Source organism: Bradyrhizobium erythrophlei (genome assembly GCF_900129505.1).
In the GTDB taxonomy this organism is placed as follows: Bacteria; Pseudomonadota; Alphaproteobacteria; order Rhizobiales; family Xanthobacteraceae; genus Bradyrhizobium; species Bradyrhizobium erythrophlei_D.
Window position 1 is genome coordinate 8,737,854 of sequence record NZ_LT670818.1, and the last position, 19,935, is coordinate 8,757,788.

The window sequence follows — 19,935 nt, forward strand, 5'->3', positions numbered from 1 at the left end:
GTCAAGGTCCTCGATGCCAAGTGTTCGCTTTCGCCTCAATGGCGTCGAGACGGAGGTCGACGCCGATCCAGATTCATCGCTGCTCGCCATCCTGCGCGGGCGGCTCGGCATGACCGGTCCGCATTTCGGCTGCGGCGCCAACGAATGCGGCGCCTGCAACGTCATCGTCGGCGATCATGCGGTGGCCTCATGCGACACCCCGCTGTGGTCGGTGGCGGACAAGGACGTCACTACCCTCGAAGGACTCGGAAACGCGGAAAAGCCGCATCCGCTGCAGCGCGCCTTCATCGCCGAGCAGGCCTTGCAGTGCGGCTATTGCGTTTCCGGCATCCTGATGAGTGCTGCGGCGCTGTTGATGCAAAACCCCACCCCGTCGGGTGCAGAGGTCAGGGCCGCGCTCGACCGCAACCTTTGCCGCTGTGGTTCGCACAACCGGATGGTGCGGGCGGTGCTGCGCGCGGCGGCCGAAATGGCGGTACCATGACCAATCCAGCGCCCTCGCCCGCACCGAGCCTGCCGGTCAGCCTTTCGGCCAACCCGGTGCTGTCGTCATGGATCCGGTTCTCGCCCGAGAGACAAGTGATGGTCTCGCCGGGCAAGGTCGAGATCGGGCAAGGCATCGTGACGGCGCTCGCCCAGATCGCCGCCGACGAGCTCGATGTCGAGATCGGCCGTGTGCAGATGATCCGCGCCTCGACGGCGGGCAGTCCCAATGAGGGCGTTACCTCGGGCAGCCTGTCGGTCCAGCAGTCCGGCCGCGCCATCCGGCATGCCTGCGCCGAGATCCGGCAGATTTTCCTGACTGCGGCGTCCGATCAGTTCGGCGTCGGGATCGACGCGCTCGACATCAAGGACGGCACGATTTCCGGACCCGGCAATATCAGGACCAGTTACTGGGAACTGGCCGACAGGATTTCGCTGGATCGTGACGCCACGCCGGGCGCCGTGCCGAAACAATCGGCCAAGCGCATAGTGGCCGGAAATTCGGTTCAGCGGCTCGATATCCCCGACAAGGTCTTTGCCCGTCCGCGTTTCATTCACGATTCTGCGCTGCCGGGGATGCTGCATGGACGCGTGCTGCGCTCTGAACTCTCGGCGGCAAAACTCACGGGCCTGAACGAAGTTGGCGCGCGCGCTATTCCTGCTCTAGTCGCCATCGTGCGCGACGGCGATTTCGCGGGAGTCATAAGCGCAACCGAGGATGGCGCCGAGTCGGCGCTGAATGCCTTGCGCAAAGGAGCGAACTGGACGGCGGGCGAAACGCTGCCCGATGAAAACGGGCCGGCAGAATGGCTGAAAGCCCAGCCGTCGGAGACGACGGTGATCGACCGGAGAACGGCGCCGGCATCAAGCGAAAAGCAGCGCACCATCCGGCGGCAGTATAACCGTCCCTATATCGCGCATGCCTCCATCGCGCCCTCCTGCGCCATGGCGCAATGGAGCGGCGACCGCGTCCATGTCTGGACCCACAGCCAGGGCGTCTACTTTCTGCGCGCCGACCTCGCGCTGGTTCTGAAATTGCCGCTCGAGAACATCACGGTCGAACACATGGAGGGCGCCGGCTGCTACGGGCACAACGCCGCCGACGACGTCGCACTCGATGCGGTGCTGCTGGCCAAGGCGGCCGGCGGCCGGCCGGTCCGGGTATTATGGTCGCGGGCGGACGAGCTGTCGCACGCCCCGTTTGGTGCGGCGATGACGATCGAGATCGAGGCCGACCTGGATGCGGCGGGCGAGATCGTCGACTGGCGTCACTCGATTTGGAGCAATGGTCACACCGCGCGGCCAGGCCGCGCGGCGCAGCCTGCCCTGCTGGCTGCGACCGAACTGCAAAACCCCTTCCCGCGCTATATCGCCACCAATCCGCCGCAAGCCAATGGCGGCGGTGCCGACCGCAACTCGGTGCCATCCTATGATTTCCCGTCCTGGCGGATCGAATGCCACCGCCTGCTCACCATGCCGATCCGCACCTCGGCGCTGCGAACGCTGGGCGCGCAGGGCAACGTGTTTGCGATCGAATCCTTCATCGACGAACTCGCCGCCGAGCGTGGCGAGGATCCGGTCGCGTTCCGGCTGCGGCATTTGAGCGACGAGCGGGCAAAGGACGTCATCCGCATCGCGGCAAAGCGCGCCAAATGGAAGCCTGACAGGCAGACCGGCCGCGGCTGGGGACTCGGCTTTGCGCGCTACAAGAACACCGGCGCCTATTGCGCCGTGGTCGCCGAGGTCGAGGGCGCCGAGGACATCGGCGTCAGGCGGCTGACCATCGCGGTCGATGTCGGCGAGGCCATCAATCCCGACGGGGTGATCAACCAGATTGAAGGCGGCGCGATCCAGGCCACCAGCTGGGTACTGAAGGAACGCGTACGGTTCGATCGCACACGCATTACCAGCAACAGCTGGAGCGAGTATCCGATCCTTCGCTTCAGCGAGGTGCCGGAGGTCGACGTCGAACTGATCGAGAGGCCCGACAGCGACCCGCTCGGCGCCGGCGAAGCGGCCCACGGTCCGGTCACGGCGGCGATCGCCAACGCCGTTTACGATGCGCTGGAGTTGCGCATCCGCAATCTCCCGATCACCCGCGACAGCCTGATCGCGGCGATGGAATTGAGCACATGACAAGCCTGAACATCTTAAGCGGCGGCGCGGCCCAGGGCCTGGTCGCGAGCCTTGCGGCGAAATTCAAGGCGATGAGCGGGTTCGACATCGCGGGCGAATTCGGCGCGGTCGGCGCCATGGCCGACAAGTTACGCCAGGGCACGCCAACCGACATCGTCATTTTGACGGCGGCTATCGTTGCAAAACTGGCGGAAGAGAATCTTGTCGTCCCCGCTTCGATCGCCGACGTCGGCCTGGTTGAAACCGCGCTTGCGGTCCGCGCCAATGATCCCCTGGTTACGGCCAGCGACGCCGCAAGTTTGCGCGCTGCATTGCTGGCGGCGGATGCGATCTTCGTTCCCGACACCAAGGCCTCGACGGCCGGGATTCACGTGGCAAAGATGCTGCGGCAACTCGGTATCGCCGACGAGGTTGCGGCCCGGCTCAAGATCTATCCGAACGGCGCCACCGCGATGCGCCATCTGGCCGCCTCCGACGCGGTCAGGCCGATCGGCTGCACGCAATGGACCGAAATCATCAGCACGGTGGGTGTGGTTTTGTCGGGTTCGCTGCCGCCGGGCTGCGAGCTCGCGACCACGTACACGGCGGCGGTTACTATCGGTGCCGCTAATGCAAAACAGGCCCAAAGCCTGATTGGCTTGCTGACGGCCGCGGAGCAGCGCGCCCTGCGTGGGCGCGCCGGCTTCATCAGCGGAAAATAGCGAGGCTCTGCCGCAAAATCTGTTGGCCGGTTGCGTCAGGCGTCAGTAAGCCTTGACGGTGCGGACTTGCCCGGCTGGTCGTTCGGCTTCCGCGGGAACAACTCCCGTCGCCTGACCCGAGGCGACGAACTCGGCCTGCACCGCTTCCGATATCCATCGGGATCCGTCCGGCTTGGCTATCGCCAGTCCGACGAGAAAGGCCACCAGAAGTAAGGGCAGAACAACGATTCCAATGCCAAAGCTTCGCGTAATGCTCTGATCGGTCGTTTCGTCCGATTTGTCGAATCTGCCGTGCATCGACGCCTCCAGTGTGTGGAAGTCCTCGGCGTGGCTTAGCTCATGGCGCGCAAGGCCGATGTGAATTGCTTCACATGGGATGCGATCACAGTTTCGGGATCGTGCTCTAGCTGTCTTCGCCGCCGGCTTCAACGAGCTCCCGAAGCATCTCGACATTCAGCACGACGATGGCACCGTGCTCCAGCCGCACCCATTCGCGCGCGGCCCAGGCCCGCAGTTGCTTGTTGATGCTCTCGCGGGTCATGCCGACCATCTCGCTGATCTCCTGCTGGGTAACGGCGATGGTTCGACCCTTGGGCTCCTGCTTGTGCTTTTCGGTCAGACGAATGAGCGCGCTGGCGAGCCGTCCCGGCAGGTTCTGAAGGATGACCTGCTCGACCTGGTCGCTGGTCCAGCGCAACCGCGCGCACAACAGCTCGATGAATTTCATCGCCAGCGCCGGCTGGCTTCGCACAAAGGGAAGAAATTCGCGGCGATCGATGGTAAAGATCTCGCAATTGGTATTGGCGATGGCGTCGGCGGAGCGCGGCTGTCCATCGAGCACCGACATCTCCCCGAAAATCTCGCCCTGGCCGATCAGGTTCAGGATCGCGCTGCGGCCATCGACGGAGGAGACGCTGATCTTCACCGTGCCGCTGATGACCGCGATCAGACTGTTGCCGGGATCTCCCTTGGAGACGATCGTCGTTCCCCGCTTCAGCGTGGAGTGCTTGGCGTAACGACAGAGCTGGTCGAACGCCTCGGGATCAAGATCGCAGAAATACGGATGCTTGCGCAGGACCGAAAGCTTGCTGCTCGAAAACGGCCGAGTTTCACCCGTCTTTTCCTGAGGCACGCCGGTTACAACTCCAAGAGCGGAGCCGGCGAGATGCCGGCTCCCTGGATCAGATCATTTTTTCAGTGACGTATTCGGACAAAGCATGTGCAGACCGATGTGGTCCTGGCCCTTATGCCTGAAGGTCTTGACATGCAGATCGTGGTTCGCGTCGACGTTCTCGCCGACTTTCAAGACCATCGGTTTTGGCTTTTTGGATCGGAGATTGGCCCTGATGACCCGGGTCAGCTTGTTGCGAATCTTCACCGGTATATCGCCGGAGTTCTTCTCCCACTTGCTGTGTCCCTTGGTCGATCCCGATTCATCCGTCCAGTGCTCGGTCTTGGGGACCAAAACCTTCGTATAGCTCTGTCCGAATTTATAGGGCCCGTGCTTTTTCTCATACTCCGCGAATGTCTTCGCGGTCTTCTGAATATTTTTCGGACTATACAAGTCATTAATGTGTTTTTCGAATTTTCCGCCGTAGGTAAATGCCATTTGTCACTCCTTGATAGGCCGCTGAAAATACGGGTGGCTGCAATACGTCATCAATTCGAGAACTTGGAGAGCGCTGCTTTAGCACGTTCCAGATGAACAGTCATTCGAGACCGGTCAAAAAGCGCGATCGCCTGGACCAGTTCGTCTTGAGCCTCGGCCGTCCTGCCGGAAGCGGCCAGGACGCGGGCCAGCAATCCCCTGGCGGAGCCGAGCAGCGGCCCCGCTTCGAGCCTGGAGGCAATTTCGATGGCCCGGCTCGCGCACCCGATGGCCTCCGGCGCCGCGGCGCCCCCCTGTGACGCAAGAATATTCGCTTCGGAAAGCACCGCGATCGCCTCGATACCTCCGTAGCCCTTTTGCTTGGCGCTGGCCTGGCAGGCCCGCACCATCGGCAACCCGCGCTGGATGTCGCCGAGCTGGCAGTAGGCCGCCCCGAGATACGCCGACACCGCAACCATGCTGGTGGCGTGGCCGACGGCCTCGGCTTCGTCCTTGGCCTGAAGCAGGATGTCCCGCGCGCGCGCGGCCTGGCCTTGCTGAGAATAGAGGTTGCCGAGCGCGAGCATCACGAGGGGCAGAAACAGCCGGACTTCATTCTCGCGCGAGAGCAAGAATGCGCGATTGAGGACGATTTCAGCTTCCTCAAGATGACCGCGCATGAGTTGCACCAGGCCGCGGCCATAATCCGCCGCGATGATGTCGTAGGGGCGCTCGCTCTGTTCGGCGAGGCCTCTGGCCTGCGCCAGGCATCGTTCGGAGTCTTCGAATTCGCCCAACCAGCCATGAACGATGGCTCGCATCATATGGCAGAGCACGAGCAGGCTCGAGCCGGTCGTCCCCGGCGGCACGCTTTCCGGCGCGTCGGTCAGACGCGCGCTGGCTTGATCGAGACTTATCATCGCATCGCGATAATGGCCGGCGATGAAATGAGCCTGACCAAGCACGTACTGGGCGTAGCTGAGCCAGGCCTGGTCGGACGAAACATTGGCCAGGGCAACAGCCTCCTCGGCCGCGCTGATGCCTTCGAAGGGTGTCCCATAGAAATTCAGCGCAACCGCCTTGGCGACGATCGAAGCAAGCCGGCGCCCTTCGTCACCGATCTTCCCGGAGCGCGCTTCCGCATCCCGACAAAGCCCGAACCATTGCTCCATGCTTCCCAGCGGCGCAAAGGCGAGACGAGCCTCGATTCGCAGGTCAATCGCCTGTTGCTCGCGCGCGACCGTTTCCGGCAGCCTGTCGACCGCGTTGATTGCGGTCTCAAAATAACCCGTGGCATCCCGGAATGCCGATCTCGCCAACGCCTTTCGCGCCGCGAGCTGGGCATAGTGGGCCGCTTTCACCCAGTCCCGCGCCTCGACCGCGTGATGACAAAGCGCTTCCGCGACTTCCTGCTCGCGCCCCTGGGAAAGCGCCTCCAGAGCCGCTAAAATCCGGCGGTGCAATTCCTCCCGCTGCGGGCGGAGGATCGAATCATAGGCGACCTCGCGAATGAGATCGTGCGCAAAGCCGTATTCGGTCGAACCGAGCCATTGCGTCTCGATCAGGAAATCCAGAATCTCCAGCGACCAAAGCCGGCTTTGCAGCTGGGCGGCGGGCATGCCGGTCACCGCCGTCAAGACGGCCGGCGAAATCCGCGGCCCGACCACGGACGCGAGTTGGAGAAGGGCTTTGTCCTCCTTGGAGAGGCGATCGATTCTGGACGCGATCACCCCTTGGATCGTGGGAGGAATCCCCAGCGCGTCCCACGGCGCCTTGGCGGCAAACCGGCTGGCGTCTCCTTCGAGGACGCTACGATTGACGAGCTGGCGGGCGACCTCTTCGATGAAGAGCGGAACCTGTCCGGTGTGGCGAAGAATGTGCGCCTTGAGGGCGTCGAGATTGGATGCCGTGCCCAGGAGATCGCCGAGCAGCGCATTGGCCGAGGCGATATCGAGGGATCGCAGCCATATCCTGCGAACGTCGAGCCGCGCCAGCCAACCCGGCGTGTCTTCGGTCCGCCATGTCAGCAGGATCAGAAGCGGACGGCTTGCCGCCAGCGACATCAGGGCCTCGACGACGTTCTCGCTTTGGCCATCGCCCCAGTGAAGGTCCTCCAGCAACAGGATGGTCGGGCGGGTCGAGACGACGCTGTCGATCGTGTTGCATAAGGCGTCGGTGATCACGCGACGTCGCAGCAGGGGTTCGAGATCGTTCCAGCGCGGATCGCTGATCGGCTGGTCGAGTACGGCGCAAAGGGCCGCGGGCCAAAGATCGGAATGCACCGGCGCCGAGCCCTCGGGCAAGTCGGGCCCGACCTCCGGCAAGATGTCGCCCGCGCGTAGCGCGCTCTGGAGCAGCTTCTTCACCAGTGCATAGGGAACAGCCTGTTCCAGCGGGTTGCCCTCCGCTTCCAGGACCTGCCAGTTCTGCTGCCGCTGCGTGGCGACAAATTCGTGGACTATTCGGGATTTTCCGATACCGGCCGTACCAACGAGGGCAATGACCTGCCCGGCCGCGGCAACGTCCCTTGCCGCCCGCTCGAGCAGGGAAATCTCCTCCGCCCGTCCGACGAATGACGAAAGGCCCTTGGTCGACCGCGCGCGCCAGCGGGTCAGGCCGCTGATTTCGACAAGCTCGTAATGGGGAACCGGCGCGGAAAATCCCTCCAGCAGCCTCGGAGGCAGCGCGTTGAAGGTCACGAGTCCCGCGGCCAGGCTTTGGCAGGATTCCGACACTAGGATCTGGCCGGCCTGCGCCGCGTTCTCCAGCCGCTTGACCAGATGGACCGCCGGACCGCCGGCCTCATAGATCGAGGAGAGGTCGGCCTCGATGACGTGCGCGACGACATAGCCGGAATGAACGCCGACCCGGACCCGCAGCGCCGGATCGTTCAAGAGCTTGACGCGACGAACCAGTTCGACCGCCGCATGACAGGCCATGACGGCATGATTGTCATCCGCGTGCGGTGCACCAAAAAGCGCGATTAGGCCGTCGCCGCCTTCCTTGCTGACGATGCCGCGGTTGCGACGAACCGAGACTCGCATGGCGGTCAGAGCCGGCTCCAGGCGCGAAATCGCAGCCTCCGGATCCAGTTCAGAAATCAGATCGGTTGAGCGCTGCAGGTCGGCGCAGAGCACGGTGAGATACTTCCGCTCGCCGGCGATCCGGCCGCGCACTTCTGCAGCTGGCGGCTTTGCGGCGTTTTCCGGAACCACCGATCCACAGGACGAGCAAAATACATCGCCCGGCTTCAGGGTCGAGAGACAGACCTGACAAAACACTCTCGGCTCCTTCATCCACCCGCTTCAGATTAACGAAAGATCACGACAGAACAAGCGTTTGCGGCATCTGTGGGGGCCGACAACGCTTCGAATATGGAAGCGTTATACAGGAGGATTCGCGAGCGCAAAGATTAGACAACAATTTTAGACAATGACGCGGGGGGTGGCTGCCCCACGGCCACAGTATCCGCAAGGATGCCGCCGCCGCGAACCTTGCGGGAATACGCTCTCTTTATTCAATGGCGATGCCCATCTCTTTAATGACACGTGCATATTTGGCGAGTTGTTGGTGCGTCAGGGCGCCCAGTTCCTCGGGCGAAGTGCCGCGCACCGAAAAACCCAGATCCTCGAGCTTGTGCCGCACTTCGGGATCGCCAACCGCTTTGAGGGTTTCGGCGTTCAGCCGGGCGATGATGTCCTTCTGCGTGCCGGCCGGCGCCAGCATTGCGAACCAGGAATTGAACAAGAACCCGGGCAGGCCGGATTCCGACACCGTGGGCACATCCGGGAATTGCGGCAGCCGCTTCTCGGTGGTCACCCCGATCAGCCTCAGTTGGCCGCCGCGCACCAGGGCGGCGACAGTGCCCAGCCCCTGGAAGCCGACGGGAATCTGGCCGGAGGCGACGTCGGTCGCCGCCTGCGTGGCGCCCTTGTAGGGCACATGGGTCAGCGATATGCCGGCGCCGGATGCAAACATCGCCATCGCCAGATGTTGCGGGCTGCCGGGGCCGCCGGAGCTGTAATTGATCTTGCCCGGCGCGGCCTTGGCGGCGGCGATCAGGTCGGCCGCGGTCCTGTATCCGGTATCGTTGCCGGCGATCAGTCCCCACTCCACCGTCGCCACCAGCGATACCGGCTCGAAATCCTTCAAAATGTCCCAGGGCATTTTCGCATGAAGGTTGGGCACCATGGTCATGACGCTGTCGTTGAACCCGCCGATCGTGTAGCCGTCCGGCGCGGCTCTCGCGACCTGCTCGGCGCCGATCAGCCCCGATGCGCCGGCCTGGTTGATGATGACGATCTGCTGGCCCATATTTTCGGCCATCTTCTGCGTGACGATCCGGGCTGCGACATCGACGGCGCTCGCCGCCGCCAGCGGCACGATCATCTTGATCGGCCGTTCGGGGTAGGCGGTCTGCGCGACCGCGCCGGAACCGGCCAGCAGCGCAAGCGCCGCAACCAGCGAACCAAACAAACGCATCCCGAAGCTCCCCGTGGTGAATTGGATCACGTTTCCCCTGTAAGCGGCCGTGACCTCTACCGGAATGATTGCCCTCCTGCCCCCGGCTTGGCAATCTGTTCGACAAAGAAATCAAAATGGGCCGTTCGATCGGACGGGCCGCGAGAAGCGCCGGTTTCCGGCCACCGAGGGAGGGACGGATGACCACGCGCAGAAGCTTCTTGAAGGGCGCGGCCGCGACCGGAATTGCCTTTTGCAGTTGCGGCCTGGGCGACGAGGCCCGCGCCCAATCAAAGGCGCCGCGCCTGCCGGTCAAGGTTGGCGGCAAGCGCGTCCTCACCGTCGATGTTCATGCGCACTGCTATTTCCACGAAGCCATCGATCTGATGGGGGACGCGGCCGACAAGGTGCTGCCGCCGGTGAAGGGCGTTCCGGAGCATTTCATCGTCATCGAACAGCGTCTCAAGGAAATGGACGCGATGGCGATCGACATGGAGATCCTGTCGATCAATCCGTTCTGGTACGGCAAGGACCGCGATACCGCGGCTGACATCGTCAAGCTGCAAAACGAGAAGCTGGCCGAATTATGCGCGTCGCGGCCGGATCGTTTCGGAGCGTTCGCCTCGCTGACGCTGCAATTCCCCGAGCTGGCGGTGCAACAGCTGGAAACCGCGATCAGGAAGCAAGGCCTGCGCGGCGCCGCCATCGGTGCCAGCGTGCTGGGGGAGGATTTTTCCGACCCCAAATTCCATCCGGTTTGGGTCAGGGCCGAAGAGCTCGGCGCCGTTCTGTTCATCCATCCGCAGAGCACGCCCGAACTCGCCAAGCGCTTCAAGGGCAATGGCTGGCTGTCGAACACGATCGGCAATCCGCTCGACACGACGATTGCCCTGCAGCACCTGATCTTCGAGGGTACCCTGGACCGTTTCCCCGGTCTCAAAATCCTTGCCGCGCATGGCGGCGGCTTTCTCCCGTCCTATGCGGCGCGCGGCGACCATGCATGCTTCGTGTCGCCGCAGAATTGCAACGCGACGATCACGCTGAAAAAGAAGCCTTCGGAATACCTGAACCAGCTCTATTTCGATGCCATGGTGTTCACGGCGGAGGGCCTGCGGCACCTGGTGGCACAAGTTGGCGCGAGCCAGATCATGCTCGGAACCGATCACCCGATCCCCTGGGAGGATCACCCGGTCGACCACGTCCTCGCCACCGCCACCCTGTCGGACAGACAAAAGGCGGCGATCCTGGGCGGCACCGCCGCGCACCTGTTCGGGATCAAGGAAGCCTGATTGCGCCGTGGTACGGCCTAAGGCCTCGGAAGCTGCGCCGGCAGGAGTACTCTTGATGTTCCTGGTGTTTGCGGCCGGGAAAGACGGTCTTTGATCCGGATCAATGCACGGAAATTGGCTGGGGAAACAGAACCAGCCCTTGGCTCACGCGGCGGGAAATCCCGCGATGCCGGAGGCCGAACTCAGTCCCGACCAGATCCACGACCTGCTGACGTTCCTGAAGACCCTCGAATAACCTCGACCAGCATGATTCAACCGGGTTACTTCAGGCTCGTCGTCCATCTTCTTGTTTATGCGTGATCTTTCCGGAAAACCGGTGGCCACTTTTCCGGATCGTGCGTTGGCGGTTTTACTGCAGCGCCTGCACGGTCCACCCGACCATCTCCCTGGCGATCCGGCCGAACGCCTCGTTGAACGCGGCAACCGCCGCCGGCGGCTCGAGCTTGTCGAATTTCTCGCTGTCCTCGAACAGGCGCGAGGCGATAACCTTGCCGTTCTTGTCGACGATCCGCGCCGACAATCCGATCTCGGCCGCAGGCGCATCGGTTGCGATCCGGTAGCGCCGGACATCGATCAGGAGCTGGGAGTCGGCTTGGCCCAGATCCGCGACCCGCAGCGGCGCGTGGGCTATATCGTAATTCTCGAAACTTTCGATCAATCTTGCCTGCAGCAATTTCGGGATGGCATCGGCCCAGATCGAGTCTGCAAAGCCGGGATAGTCCCCGGCAGGCGCGAACAGGAACCGCTGCGTCTCCAGCATCGCGACGGCGGTCGGCTCCGGGATTGCCAACTGTCCCTTGAGGGTCTTGCCCGGCGTTCCCAGATTTCGCGGGGCGCGCAGGTCATAGGTGATCTTTTGCGCCGGCGTGCCGCCACCCACCGTCTTGTCGAGGCCGGCAAGGATGCTGTCGATTTTTCCGGTATTGCGCGCCAAACCGTCGGTGAAGGTCTCCAGATTGGCAAAGGTCTTCTTCAGCGGCTCCGAATTTTCGCTGAGCACCGAATCGACCTTGCGCAACGCATCGCGGGCGGCCTGGGTCATGCTCTGCCCAGCGCCCTGATCGGCAATCAATGTCGGCACCGGGCCGGAATTGGTCAGCTGGGTGCCGCCTTCGAGCGCGATCACGGGAACGCCCGTCAATCCCTGGAAGTCCAGGCCGACCTTGGTGTCGGCGCGCACCGGCGTCGTCGAGGCGACCGAGATCGTCGCATTGACGCGGCGCGGATTGTCCGCCGCAAGCGCGAGATCCGTCACCTCGCCGACGCGGATGCCGTTGAACAGCACGCCGGCGCCGATCAACAGCCCGGGCACCGAGCCGTCGAACTGGACATGATAGGCCGTGCGCGGACCGAGCCCGCCGGTGTTGTGAAGCCAGTAGACGAAGCCGAACAGGGCGACGATGGTCGCCAGCACGAAGGCGCCGACGACGACGAAGGGAGCGCGGGTTTCCATCTCTTTAGCTCGCTTTGGGTTGCAGCATCTGGGAGCGCTTGCCGTGGAAATAGGCCCGCACCCAGGGATGCTCGGATTGAAGCAGTTCGCGCATCGGTCCGATGGCGACGATCTTGCCGTCCGCGAGTGCCGCCACGCGATCGCACACGGTGTTCAGGCTGGCGAGGTCATGGGTGACCATGAACACCGTCAGCCCCAGCGTTTTCTGCAAGGTCTTGATCAGGACATCGAAGTCGCCCGCGGCGATCGGGTCGAGCCCGGAAGTCGGCTCATCGAGAAACACAATCGCTGGATCGAGCGCGAGCGCGCGCGCCAGCGCCACGCGTTTGGTCATGCCGCCGGACAGTTCGGAAGGATACTTGTCGCCGTCCTCCGGCGAGAGTCCGACCATTTCCAGCTTGGCGGTGGCGATTTCGTCCAGCAGCGCCGGCGACAGCACCAGATTCTCGCGCAGCGGAAACTGGATATTCTGCCGCACGGTGAGCGACGAAAACAGCGCGCCCTGCTGAAACAGGATGCCCCATCGGCCCGCCGCACTCTGGGTGCTGCGATCTTCGCTGCGCCCGATCGAATTGCCCATCACCTCGATCTCGCCGCCCTGGCGCGGAATCAGCCCGATGATGGTTCGCATCAATACCGTCTTGCCGCCGCCGGAAGCGCCGACCAGGCCGAGGATCTCGCCCCGCCGGACGTCGAGCGACAGATGGTCGATCACGACCTGGCGGCCGAAGCCGACCACGAGATCGTGCACGCGAATGGCGAATTCCGGAGCGGCTTGCGGCATCGCTACATTCCGATCGAGGCGAAGAAGACCGCAAACAGCCCGTCGAGCACGATCACCAGAAAGATCGATTTCACTACCGAGGTCGTCGTCTGCTTGCCGAGCGACTCGGCGCTGCCCTTCACGCGCAAGCCCTCGCTGCAGGCGACGATGCCGATCGCCAGCGCCATGAACGGCGCCTTGATGATGCCGACCTGGAAGCTGGTCACGGACACGGCGTCATGCAGCCGCGCGATGTAGATCGCCGGGCCCATACCGCCATAGAACTGCGCCACCAGGCCGCCGCCATAGAGAGCGGCCATCGATCCGATGAAGCTCAGGATCGGCAGCGCGAAAATCAGCGCGACGATGCGGGGCAGGATCAGGACTTCGACGGGATCGAGGCCCATGGTCGACAGCGCGTCGATTTCCTCGCGCATCTTCATCGAGCCGAGTTCGGCCGTGTAGGCGCTGCCCGACCGGCCGGCGACCATGATCGCGACGATCAGCAGGCCGAGTTCGCGCAGCACCAGGATGCCGACCATGTCGACGACGTAGGAGTCGGCGCCGAACTTGCGGAAATGGAAGAAGCCCTGCTGCGCGATGATGGCGCCGATCAGGAAGGTGATCAGCACCATGATCGGGATCGCCTGAAAGCCGACCCTGTACAATTGATAGATCAGCGAAGTCAGCCGCAGCGATCTCGGCCTCCGCAGCACGCCGACCAGGGCCAGGAACAGCGAGCCCAGCATCTGCAGGAATGCGCTGACGTCGTCGGTCGCGTTGACCGCGGAGCGGCCGACATCGTTCACTCTGGCCACCACCGGATTAAGTGCGGGCACAGGCGCCGGAGTGCGGCGGTTGACCTGACGGACCTCCTCGATCAGCCCGGCGTAGTTTTCGGCGACACCGACCACCTCGGTACGATGACCCGCTGACGCCGCGCGCCGCGATATCTTTTCGAGCAACCAGGCGCCGAGCGTATCGAGCTCGCGCACCCCGGCCATATCCACTTTGACGGCTTTCGACCGCTCAAGCTGATCCGCGACGCCGTCCGACAGCGCTTCCAGGGTGGTCACATTGGCCGCGGTCCAGGACCCGCCCGGATGCAGTTCAAGCACATCGCCGGACGGCGTGGCCGTCAACAGAGGTGGGGACGCCAAGATCTCAATTCCTTAATCACGAGGGAATGTCTGTTCCCATGGCCTCTTACTAGGCCCTGGCGCGACGGCGGGATTGACCTGCCTCAAACCGGTACCGGCCCCTGCCCGGTTGACGCAAATCAATAGCCTTGTTCAAGGCCCGCCTAGATTGGGTTCGCATCGAATTTCGGCTGGATTATGCAGCAAGGGCAAGAACGATGTTCGACTCACACGAACTCAGGGACGAGCTGGAAGCGCTCAAAGGCGACGTATCGCGCCTCTTGAACACGACGAGCGAGGGCATCTTCGACACCACCAGGAATCGCGCCGAGGCGCTCGCCGATCAGATCAAAGCAGCGCTCAACGAGCTCGGCGAAACCCTGGGCGAGCAGGAGGAAAATCTCGAAGGCATCATGTCCGAGCGGCCGATCACCTCGCTTGCTTCCGCCTTTGCGCTTGGCGTGGTGGTCGGCTTCATGCTGAGGAGACATTAAAAGTGAATACCGAGAACGTCGTCAAGCATTTGCGTGTGCTCTGGCGCACCGACAGGATTATCGCCGAAATCCAGATGCGTCACATGCTGATCGGCCTGGGCTTGAGGGCATTTGCGGCACTGATCGCCGCGTTCGGTCTCCTGATGCTGGAGCTGTCGGCGTATTTCGCGCTGGTGCAGATATGGAGCGCGATATCGGCCGCGGCCATTCTCGGCGCCGTCAACTTTGCGATCGTAGCGATCCTGTTCCTGATTGCCGGAAGGCCGCCAAGCGGGCGAGAGCTCGACGAAATCCACGGCAGCTCGATCGACGCGCTGCAAATCGAGGCGCGGGCGCTGCAGTCGCAGGTGTCCGCGGCAATTCACAATCCACTCAACAGCGTCCTGCCCCTGCTGATCGTTCCTTTGATCACGATCATCATCAAGAGCCTTCGGAAGCCGGCAGCCAAGCCCGCCGCAACGGCAACCGCCGCCGAACAAAAATAACGGAGCCCAGCAAAATCCACCGCAGCGCGTCGGTGACGCGCCTCTAGGCTTCGTCATTCCGGGGCGTGTCGCAGACACGAACCCGGAATCTCGAGATTCCCCGATGTACAATAGCACATCCGGGGTTCGCGACTTTCGTCGCGCCCCGGAATGACTTCAAAGCTTGAGCCTCACGTCGCAGATGTCGTGCTCGACGGAATCGGCCTTCACCTCAAAGCCGAGGTGCCGGCACATTTCCAGCATGACCGTGTTTTCCATCAGCACGTTGCCGGAGATAGTTTTCAGACCCTCGGACTTGGCGTATTCGATGATCAACTGCATCAGCGCCCAGCCGAGCCCCCGGCCCTTGAGATCGGACCTGAGCAGGATCGCGTATTCGCCGCTCTCGTAGATCGAATCGGAGTGAATGCGAACCACGCCGACCATCTGATTGGTGGCTTCGTCGAACGCCACGAAGGCCATCGCACGGGCGTAGTCGAGCTGGGTCAGACGGGCGATGAACTCGTGGGTGAATTCCTTCATCGGCGCGAAGAACCGGAGCCGCAGATCATGGACGGTGACGTGCCGCAATAGCTCATGGATCAGCGGTTCGTCCTCGGGGCGGATCGGTCGCACAAAGACCCGCCAGCCGTCCTTGACCTCGATGTGCCGCTGCCATTGCGACGGATAGGGGCGCACCGCGAAGTTGGCGGGACCCTTGCCGGCCAATTTCTGCTCGACCTGCCCGACCGAGACCCGCGCATCGACGGCCAACACGCCGCTTTCACCCGCGAGCAGCGGATTGATATCCAGTTCCCGGATCTCGGGGATGTCGGCGGCCATCTGGGCAAGCTTGACCAGAACCATCGCCACCGCGTCCGGCTTGGCCGCGGGCACATCCCGATAGGCGCGCAACAGTCGCGAGACACGGGTGCGCTCGATGAGGTCGCGAGCGAGCTGCAGGTCGAGCGGCGGAAGCGCCAGGGCCTTGTCGTTGATGACCTCGACCGCGGTACCGCCACGGCCGAACACGATGACAGTGCCGAAGGTCGGATCGTCGGCGAAACCGAGGATCAGCTCACGCGCTTTCGGCCGCAGCACCATCGCCTGCACGGCGACGCCGGAAACCCGCGCCTCCGGGCGCAGTTTCTTCGCCCGCGCCAGGATATCGGCGGTCCCGGCACGCACGGCCTCCGGGGTGGTAAGATTGAGTATCACGCCGCCAACGTCGGACTTGTGAATGATGTCGCGCGACATGATCTTGAGCACCACGGTGGCGCCTTGCGCGAACAGCTCGGAGGCGCAGGCGACGGCCTGCCCGGCGTCGGCAGCCGCGAAGGTCGGCACCATCGGGATCTCGTAGGCCTCGAGCAGCCGCTTGATCTCGACCGGATCAAGCCACTGGCGATCGTCGGCAAGCGCCGCGGCGACGATGGCCCGGGCGGTAGCGGTATCGGGCTCGAACTCCCTCGGCATCTCCGGCGGAACCTGCGCCAGTTCCGCTACCAACTCGCGATGCTGCACCAGATACATGAAGCCCCGCACCGCGTCGTCTTCGGTGGGATAGTTCGGAATCCCGGCGCCGCTCAACAGCTCGATGGTCTTCTGGTTCGCACCGACCCACACCGCGAGCACGGGCTTGGCCGCACGATGGTGCTGCTGGCGATATTTGCTGACCAGGCCGGTCACGGTGGCGGCGATGTCGTCCGCGCTGGCAATCGCCGTCTGCACGTTCATCACAAGGATCGCGTCATTGCCAGGGTCGGCCAGCAATACTTCGAGCGCCGCCGCGTACCGCGCAGCGTCGGCATCGCCGACGATATCGACGGGATTCGATCCGGACCAGTTCCGCGGCAGGACGGCATCGAGCTTCGCGCGCGTGGCCGGCACGATCGCCGCCGGATTTCCACCGAGCTCAACCAGGCGATCGATCGCGAGAACCCCGATGCCGCCGCCATTCGTCAGCATCATCAGGCGCTTTCCCGGAGGCGATCCGACACGCCCGAGCGTCTCGGCGCAATCGAACAATTCGCGCAGATCGGAAACCCGTAAGATTCCGGCGCGGCGGAACGCGGCGTCGTAGACCGCGTCCGCGCCGGCCAGCGCGCCGGTGTGAGTCGCGGCGGCTTTCGCGCCCTGCGCCATTCGCCCGGATTTGACCACCACGACCGGCTTGATCCTGGCGGCGGCCCGCGCCGCCGACATGAACTTGCGGGCGTCCTTGATGGCTTCGACGTAAAGCAGGATGGCGCGGGTCTTGCCGTCCAGTGCGAAGTAATCGAGCAGATCGGCAAGATCGACGTCGAGCTGATCGCCGATCGAAACGATGCCGGAGAAGCCGACCCCGCGCTGGGCGGCCCAATCCACCATCCCCGTCGCAATCGCCCCCGACTGGGAGATCAGCGCCAGATTTCCCGCGCAAGCCATGTGCGCCGAGAAACTGGCGTTGAGATTTGAACCGGGCATGATGATGCCGAGACAATTCGGCCCGATCAGCCTCATGCCGTACTTGCGTGCGGCGAGCTCGGCCGCCTCCGCCAGCGAGCCCGCACAGTGGCCGAGCCCCGAGGTGATGATGAGAACGCCCACCGCACCCCGCGCGCCCGCTTCCTCGATGAGACCAGGGATGGCGGCGGCCGGCGCGGTCATGATCACGAGTTCGGGTACAAACGGCAATTTGCCGATGCTGCCGACCGTGGCAACGCCCTCGATCTCGGGGTAATGCGTATTCACCACCCCGAATTCGCCCTTGAATGCGGCCTTGCGAATATTGCCGAGAATGGCCCGTCCGACCGAACTCGGGCGCGGACTCGCTCCAATCAGCGCGACCGAACGAGGTGAAAGCAGACTTTTCAGTCGATAGGTGGACATGCGCTCAATTGCCCGGCTGGCGCCGGCCTGGATGTTATGAATCTTAACGCGGTTCTATGCGCGTGACCGGGCCGCCTAACGCGACATCATGACCCAGCACGGTGGCCGCCCTATGACGGTTTTTGTCGCACCACCCCAAACGACTTCGTTGAGCCGGGAGTGGCGGTAGGCGCCCATGACCAGAAGATCGATGGCTTTTGCCTTCACATAGGCCTCGAACACTTTTCCGACCGAGCTGCCGTCGATCTCTGCGGTTTCGAACGAAGCCTTGATGCCATGTTCGAGGAGATGGTTCACCAACGCGAGCCCGGATTCCTGCTCGGTGGGCGTCATCTCGTCGGTCGCCGTGAAGATACGCACGTTCGCGGCGGCCTGAATCATGGGCAGCGCGTCGGCAACGGCTCGTGCCGCCGGCGCGGAATGGTCCCACGCGATCGCGGCATTGTCGAACGCCACCGGAAGCTCGGTGGCGAATTCATCCGGACATAGCAGAATTGGCCGGCCCGATTCGAAGATCAAGGCTTCGACGATCTTTTCAGAGAGACCATCATGCGCGCTCACCGGGACCAGCGAGAGATCCTTCAGCCGCGCAGCCTGGGCAAAATGCACTGGAATATCCGTCGTCGCCAGCCGGACGAGCTTTTGCTCGTTGCGCACGCCAAAGCGATTTGCCGCAGCGTCGAATGCCTGCAGCAGACGGTGCGCGCTGGATACGCTGCGCACGGCCTCGGCCGCCGCGCTATTCTCCAGATCGGACGAGATCGTTACCTTCGGCCGGACCATCACTTCCGTTTCGACGGCCATTGCCGTCACCCGGGCTCCGATATCGCCGGCCACCGCCGCGCATTTGTCGATTGCGGCAATCGCCGCTGCATCTGGTTCGCCGACGAGCGGCAGCAGGATATCCCTGATCGGCATCGCTACTCTCCAATCCTGCCATCACGATAGGTACCGGCACGGGGCCGGTGTTGATCTCCATCAAACGCCCCCTTCCAATTCATGGCTGCCGCCATGCATTTTGAGGGAGGTCAAGGGCTCCCCGGCCCGCGGCCCTATGCATATGCTACTCCGTTCGGGCCCAGGTTGGGAGAAGCAGATGCGTGCGATGGTGTTGCCGGCTCCGGGGGAACCTCTCCGGATGCAAGAGCGCCCGAATCCGCTTCCAGGCGACGGAGAAATTCGCGTCACCGTGAGCGCCTGCGGGGTTTGCCGGACCGACCTTCATGTGGTCGACGCCGAGCTTCCCGGCATCAAATATCCGATCGTTCCCGGCCATGAAATCGTCGGCCGCGTCGACCTCGTCGGCCGCAACGTCACCAGCCACCGGATCGGCGAGCGGGTGGGAATCCCCTGGCTCGGATACACCTGCGGCGTCTGCCGCTTCTGCAGGGAGGGCATGGAAAATCTCTGTGACCACCCGCTCTTCACCGGGTATACGCGGGATGGCGGTTTCGCCACGCACACGATTGCGGATGCGCGCTATGCCTTTCCGCTCGGCGAAGAGGGCGACGATGTTGCCATCGCGCCCTTGTTATGCGCCGGCCTGATCGGATGGCGTTCGCTTGTCATGGCAGGCAACGCAAAGCGGCTCGGCATCTATGGCTTCGGCGCGGCAGGACACATCGTCGCCCAGGTCGCGCGCTGGCAGGGCCGCTCGGTCTACGCCTTCACCCGATCCGACGACGTCGCCGCGCAGGACTTTGCCCGAAGGCTTGGTGCGGTATGGACCGGAGCCTCGGATCAGATGCCTGACACGCCGCTCGATGCGGCCATTATCTACGCGCCAGCCGGAGAGCTGGTGCCAGCGGCGCTGCGCGCCGTACGCAAGGGAGGCCGGGTGGTGTGCGCGGGGATTCACATGAGCGATATCCCGAGCTTCCCCTACGACATCCTCTGGGAAGAGCGGCAACTGGTGTCGGTGGCCAATTTGACGCGTCAGGACGGGCTGGACTTCCTCAAAATCGTCCCCCTGGCCGGGATCCGGACCCAGACCACGGCGTTTCCACTCACCGAGGCCAACGAGGTCCTGAAAAAACTGCGGACCGGACAAATCCTGGGCGCCGCGGTCCTCAAACCCTAAAACGCGGACCGGG

17 protein-coding genes are annotated in these 19,935 nt (G+C 63.4%); 7 read left to right on the forward strand and 10 right to left on the reverse strand.

Annotation, left to right across the window (positions count from 1 at the left end):
* The first annotated feature begins 13 nt into the window (after positions 1-13).
* The 3 genes from B5525_RS41325 to B5525_RS41335 are packed head-to-tail and all read left to right on the forward strand — an operon-like array spanning position 14 to position 3,320.
* Positions 14-484, forward strand: a complete 471-nt coding sequence (locus B5525_RS41325) for a (2Fe-2S)-binding protein (protein ID WP_079572086.1) — start codon at positions 14-16, stop codon at positions 482-484.
* Entirely contained in the window at positions 481-2,619 is a 2,139-nt protein-coding gene (locus B5525_RS41330; RefSeq protein WP_079572088.1) for a xanthine dehydrogenase family protein molybdopterin-binding subunit, read from the forward strand. Before B5525_RS41325 ends, B5525_RS41330 begins: the two co-directional genes overlap by 4 nt.
* The gene (locus tag B5525_RS41335; protein ID WP_079572089.1) at positions 2,616-3,320 is read left to right on the forward strand and encodes a molybdate ABC transporter substrate-binding protein; all 705 of its coding nucleotides are present in this window, start codon (positions 2,616-2,618) and stop codon (positions 3,318-3,320) included. The genes B5525_RS41330 and B5525_RS41335 overlap by 4 nt, the downstream gene beginning before the upstream one ends.
* Positions 3,321-3,362: 42 nt before the next feature.
* Here B5525_RS41335 and B5525_RS41340 read toward each other — a convergent pair whose 3' ends face one another.
* From B5525_RS41340 to B5525_RS41360, 5 genes are all read right to left on the reverse strand, one after another.
* Positions 3,363-3,617: a hypothetical protein gene (locus B5525_RS41340; protein WP_079572091.1), complete on the reverse strand. Its 255-nt coding sequence runs from the start codon at positions 3,615-3,617 to the stop codon at positions 3,363-3,365.
* A 106-nt stretch (positions 3,618-3,723) separates the two neighbouring features.
* On the reverse strand, positions 3,724-4,452 hold the full coding sequence (locus B5525_RS41345) for a Crp/Fnr family transcriptional regulator (RefSeq protein WP_079572092.1): 729 nt from the start codon (positions 4,450-4,452) through the stop codon (positions 3,724-3,726).
* A 54-nt stretch (positions 4,453-4,506) separates the two neighbouring features.
* A complete protein-coding gene (locus B5525_RS41350; RefSeq protein WP_079572094.1) occupies positions 4,507-4,929 on the reverse strand; it encodes a hypothetical protein in 423 nt (140 codons plus the stop codon).
* A 50-nt stretch (positions 4,930-4,979) separates the two neighbouring features.
* A complete protein-coding gene (locus tag B5525_RS41355; protein WP_079572096.1) occupies positions 4,980-8,204 on the reverse strand; it encodes an ATP-binding protein in 3,225 nt (1,074 codons plus the stop codon).
* A gap of 217 nt (positions 8,205-8,421) precedes the next feature.
* Positions 8,422-9,390 carry a Bug family tripartite tricarboxylate transporter substrate binding protein gene (locus B5525_RS41360; RefSeq protein ID WP_079572097.1) on the reverse strand — a complete coding sequence of 323 codons (969 nt, stop codon included), beginning with the start codon at positions 9,388-9,390 and terminating at the stop codon, positions 8,422-8,424.
* Between the two features lie 179 nt (positions 9,391-9,569).
* On the opposite strand from B5525_RS41360, the gene B5525_RS41365 reads away from it, so the two are divergent.
* A complete protein-coding gene (locus B5525_RS41365; RefSeq protein ID WP_079572099.1) occupies positions 9,570-10,658 on the forward strand; it encodes an amidohydrolase family protein in 1,089 nt (362 codons plus the stop codon).
* Positions 10,659-11,007: 349 nt separating this feature from the next.
* Here B5525_RS41365 and B5525_RS41370 read toward each other — a convergent pair whose 3' ends face one another.
* Genes B5525_RS41370 through B5525_RS41380 form a run of 3 tightly spaced genes read right to left on the reverse strand, consistent with a single transcriptional unit; the run spans position 11,008 to position 14,034 of the window.
* The gene (locus tag B5525_RS41370; RefSeq protein WP_079572101.1) at positions 11,008-12,111 is read right to left on the reverse strand and encodes an ABC-type transport auxiliary lipoprotein family protein; all 1,104 of its coding nucleotides are present in this window, start codon (positions 12,109-12,111) and stop codon (positions 11,008-11,010) included.
* A 4-nt stretch (positions 12,112-12,115) separates the two neighbouring features.
* Positions 12,116-12,895 (reverse strand): ABC transporter ATP-binding protein, encoded by a 780-nt coding sequence (locus tag B5525_RS41375; RefSeq protein ID WP_079572102.1) that lies wholly within the window; start codon positions 12,893-12,895, stop codon positions 12,116-12,118.
* A gap of 2 nt (positions 12,896-12,897) precedes the next feature.
* Positions 12,898-14,034 carry an ABC transporter permease gene (locus B5525_RS41380; RefSeq protein ID WP_079572104.1) on the reverse strand — a complete coding sequence of 379 codons (1,137 nt, stop codon included), beginning with the start codon at positions 14,032-14,034 and terminating at the stop codon, positions 12,898-12,900.
* Between the two features lie 197 nt (positions 14,035-14,231).
* Between B5525_RS41380 and B5525_RS41385 the strand changes: the two genes are divergently transcribed.
* Both B5525_RS41385 and B5525_RS41390 read left to right on the forward strand, forming a co-directional pair.
* On the forward strand, positions 14,232-14,507 hold the full coding sequence (locus B5525_RS41385; protein WP_079572106.1) for a DUF883 family protein: 276 nt from the start codon (positions 14,232-14,234) through the stop codon (positions 14,505-14,507).
* A gap of 2 nt (positions 14,508-14,509) precedes the next feature.
* The gene (locus B5525_RS41390; protein WP_079572108.1) at positions 14,510-14,992 is read left to right on the forward strand and encodes a phage holin family protein; all 483 of its coding nucleotides are present in this window, start codon (positions 14,510-14,512) and stop codon (positions 14,990-14,992) included.
* 156 nt (positions 14,993-15,148) lie between these two features.
* Here B5525_RS41390 and B5525_RS41395 read toward each other — a convergent pair whose 3' ends face one another.
* The gene (locus B5525_RS41395) at positions 15,149-17,842 is read right to left on the reverse strand and encodes a bifunctional acetate--CoA ligase family protein/GNAT family N-acetyltransferase (RefSeq protein WP_079572109.1); all 2,694 of its coding nucleotides are present in this window, start codon (positions 17,840-17,842) and stop codon (positions 15,149-15,151) included.
* A gap of 75 nt (positions 17,843-17,917) precedes the next feature.
* Complete coding sequence (locus tag B5525_RS41400; protein ID WP_079572111.1) at positions 17,918-18,760, reverse strand: universal stress protein; 843 nt, start codon at positions 18,758-18,760, stop codon at positions 17,918-17,920.
* 178 nt (positions 18,761-18,938) lie between these two features.
* On the opposite strand from B5525_RS41400, the gene B5525_RS41405 reads away from it, so the two are divergent.
* A complete protein-coding gene (locus B5525_RS41405; RefSeq protein WP_079572113.1) occupies positions 18,939-19,922 on the forward strand; it encodes a zinc-dependent alcohol dehydrogenase family protein in 984 nt (327 codons plus the stop codon).
* The last annotated feature ends 13 nt before the right edge of the window (positions 19,923-19,935 follow it).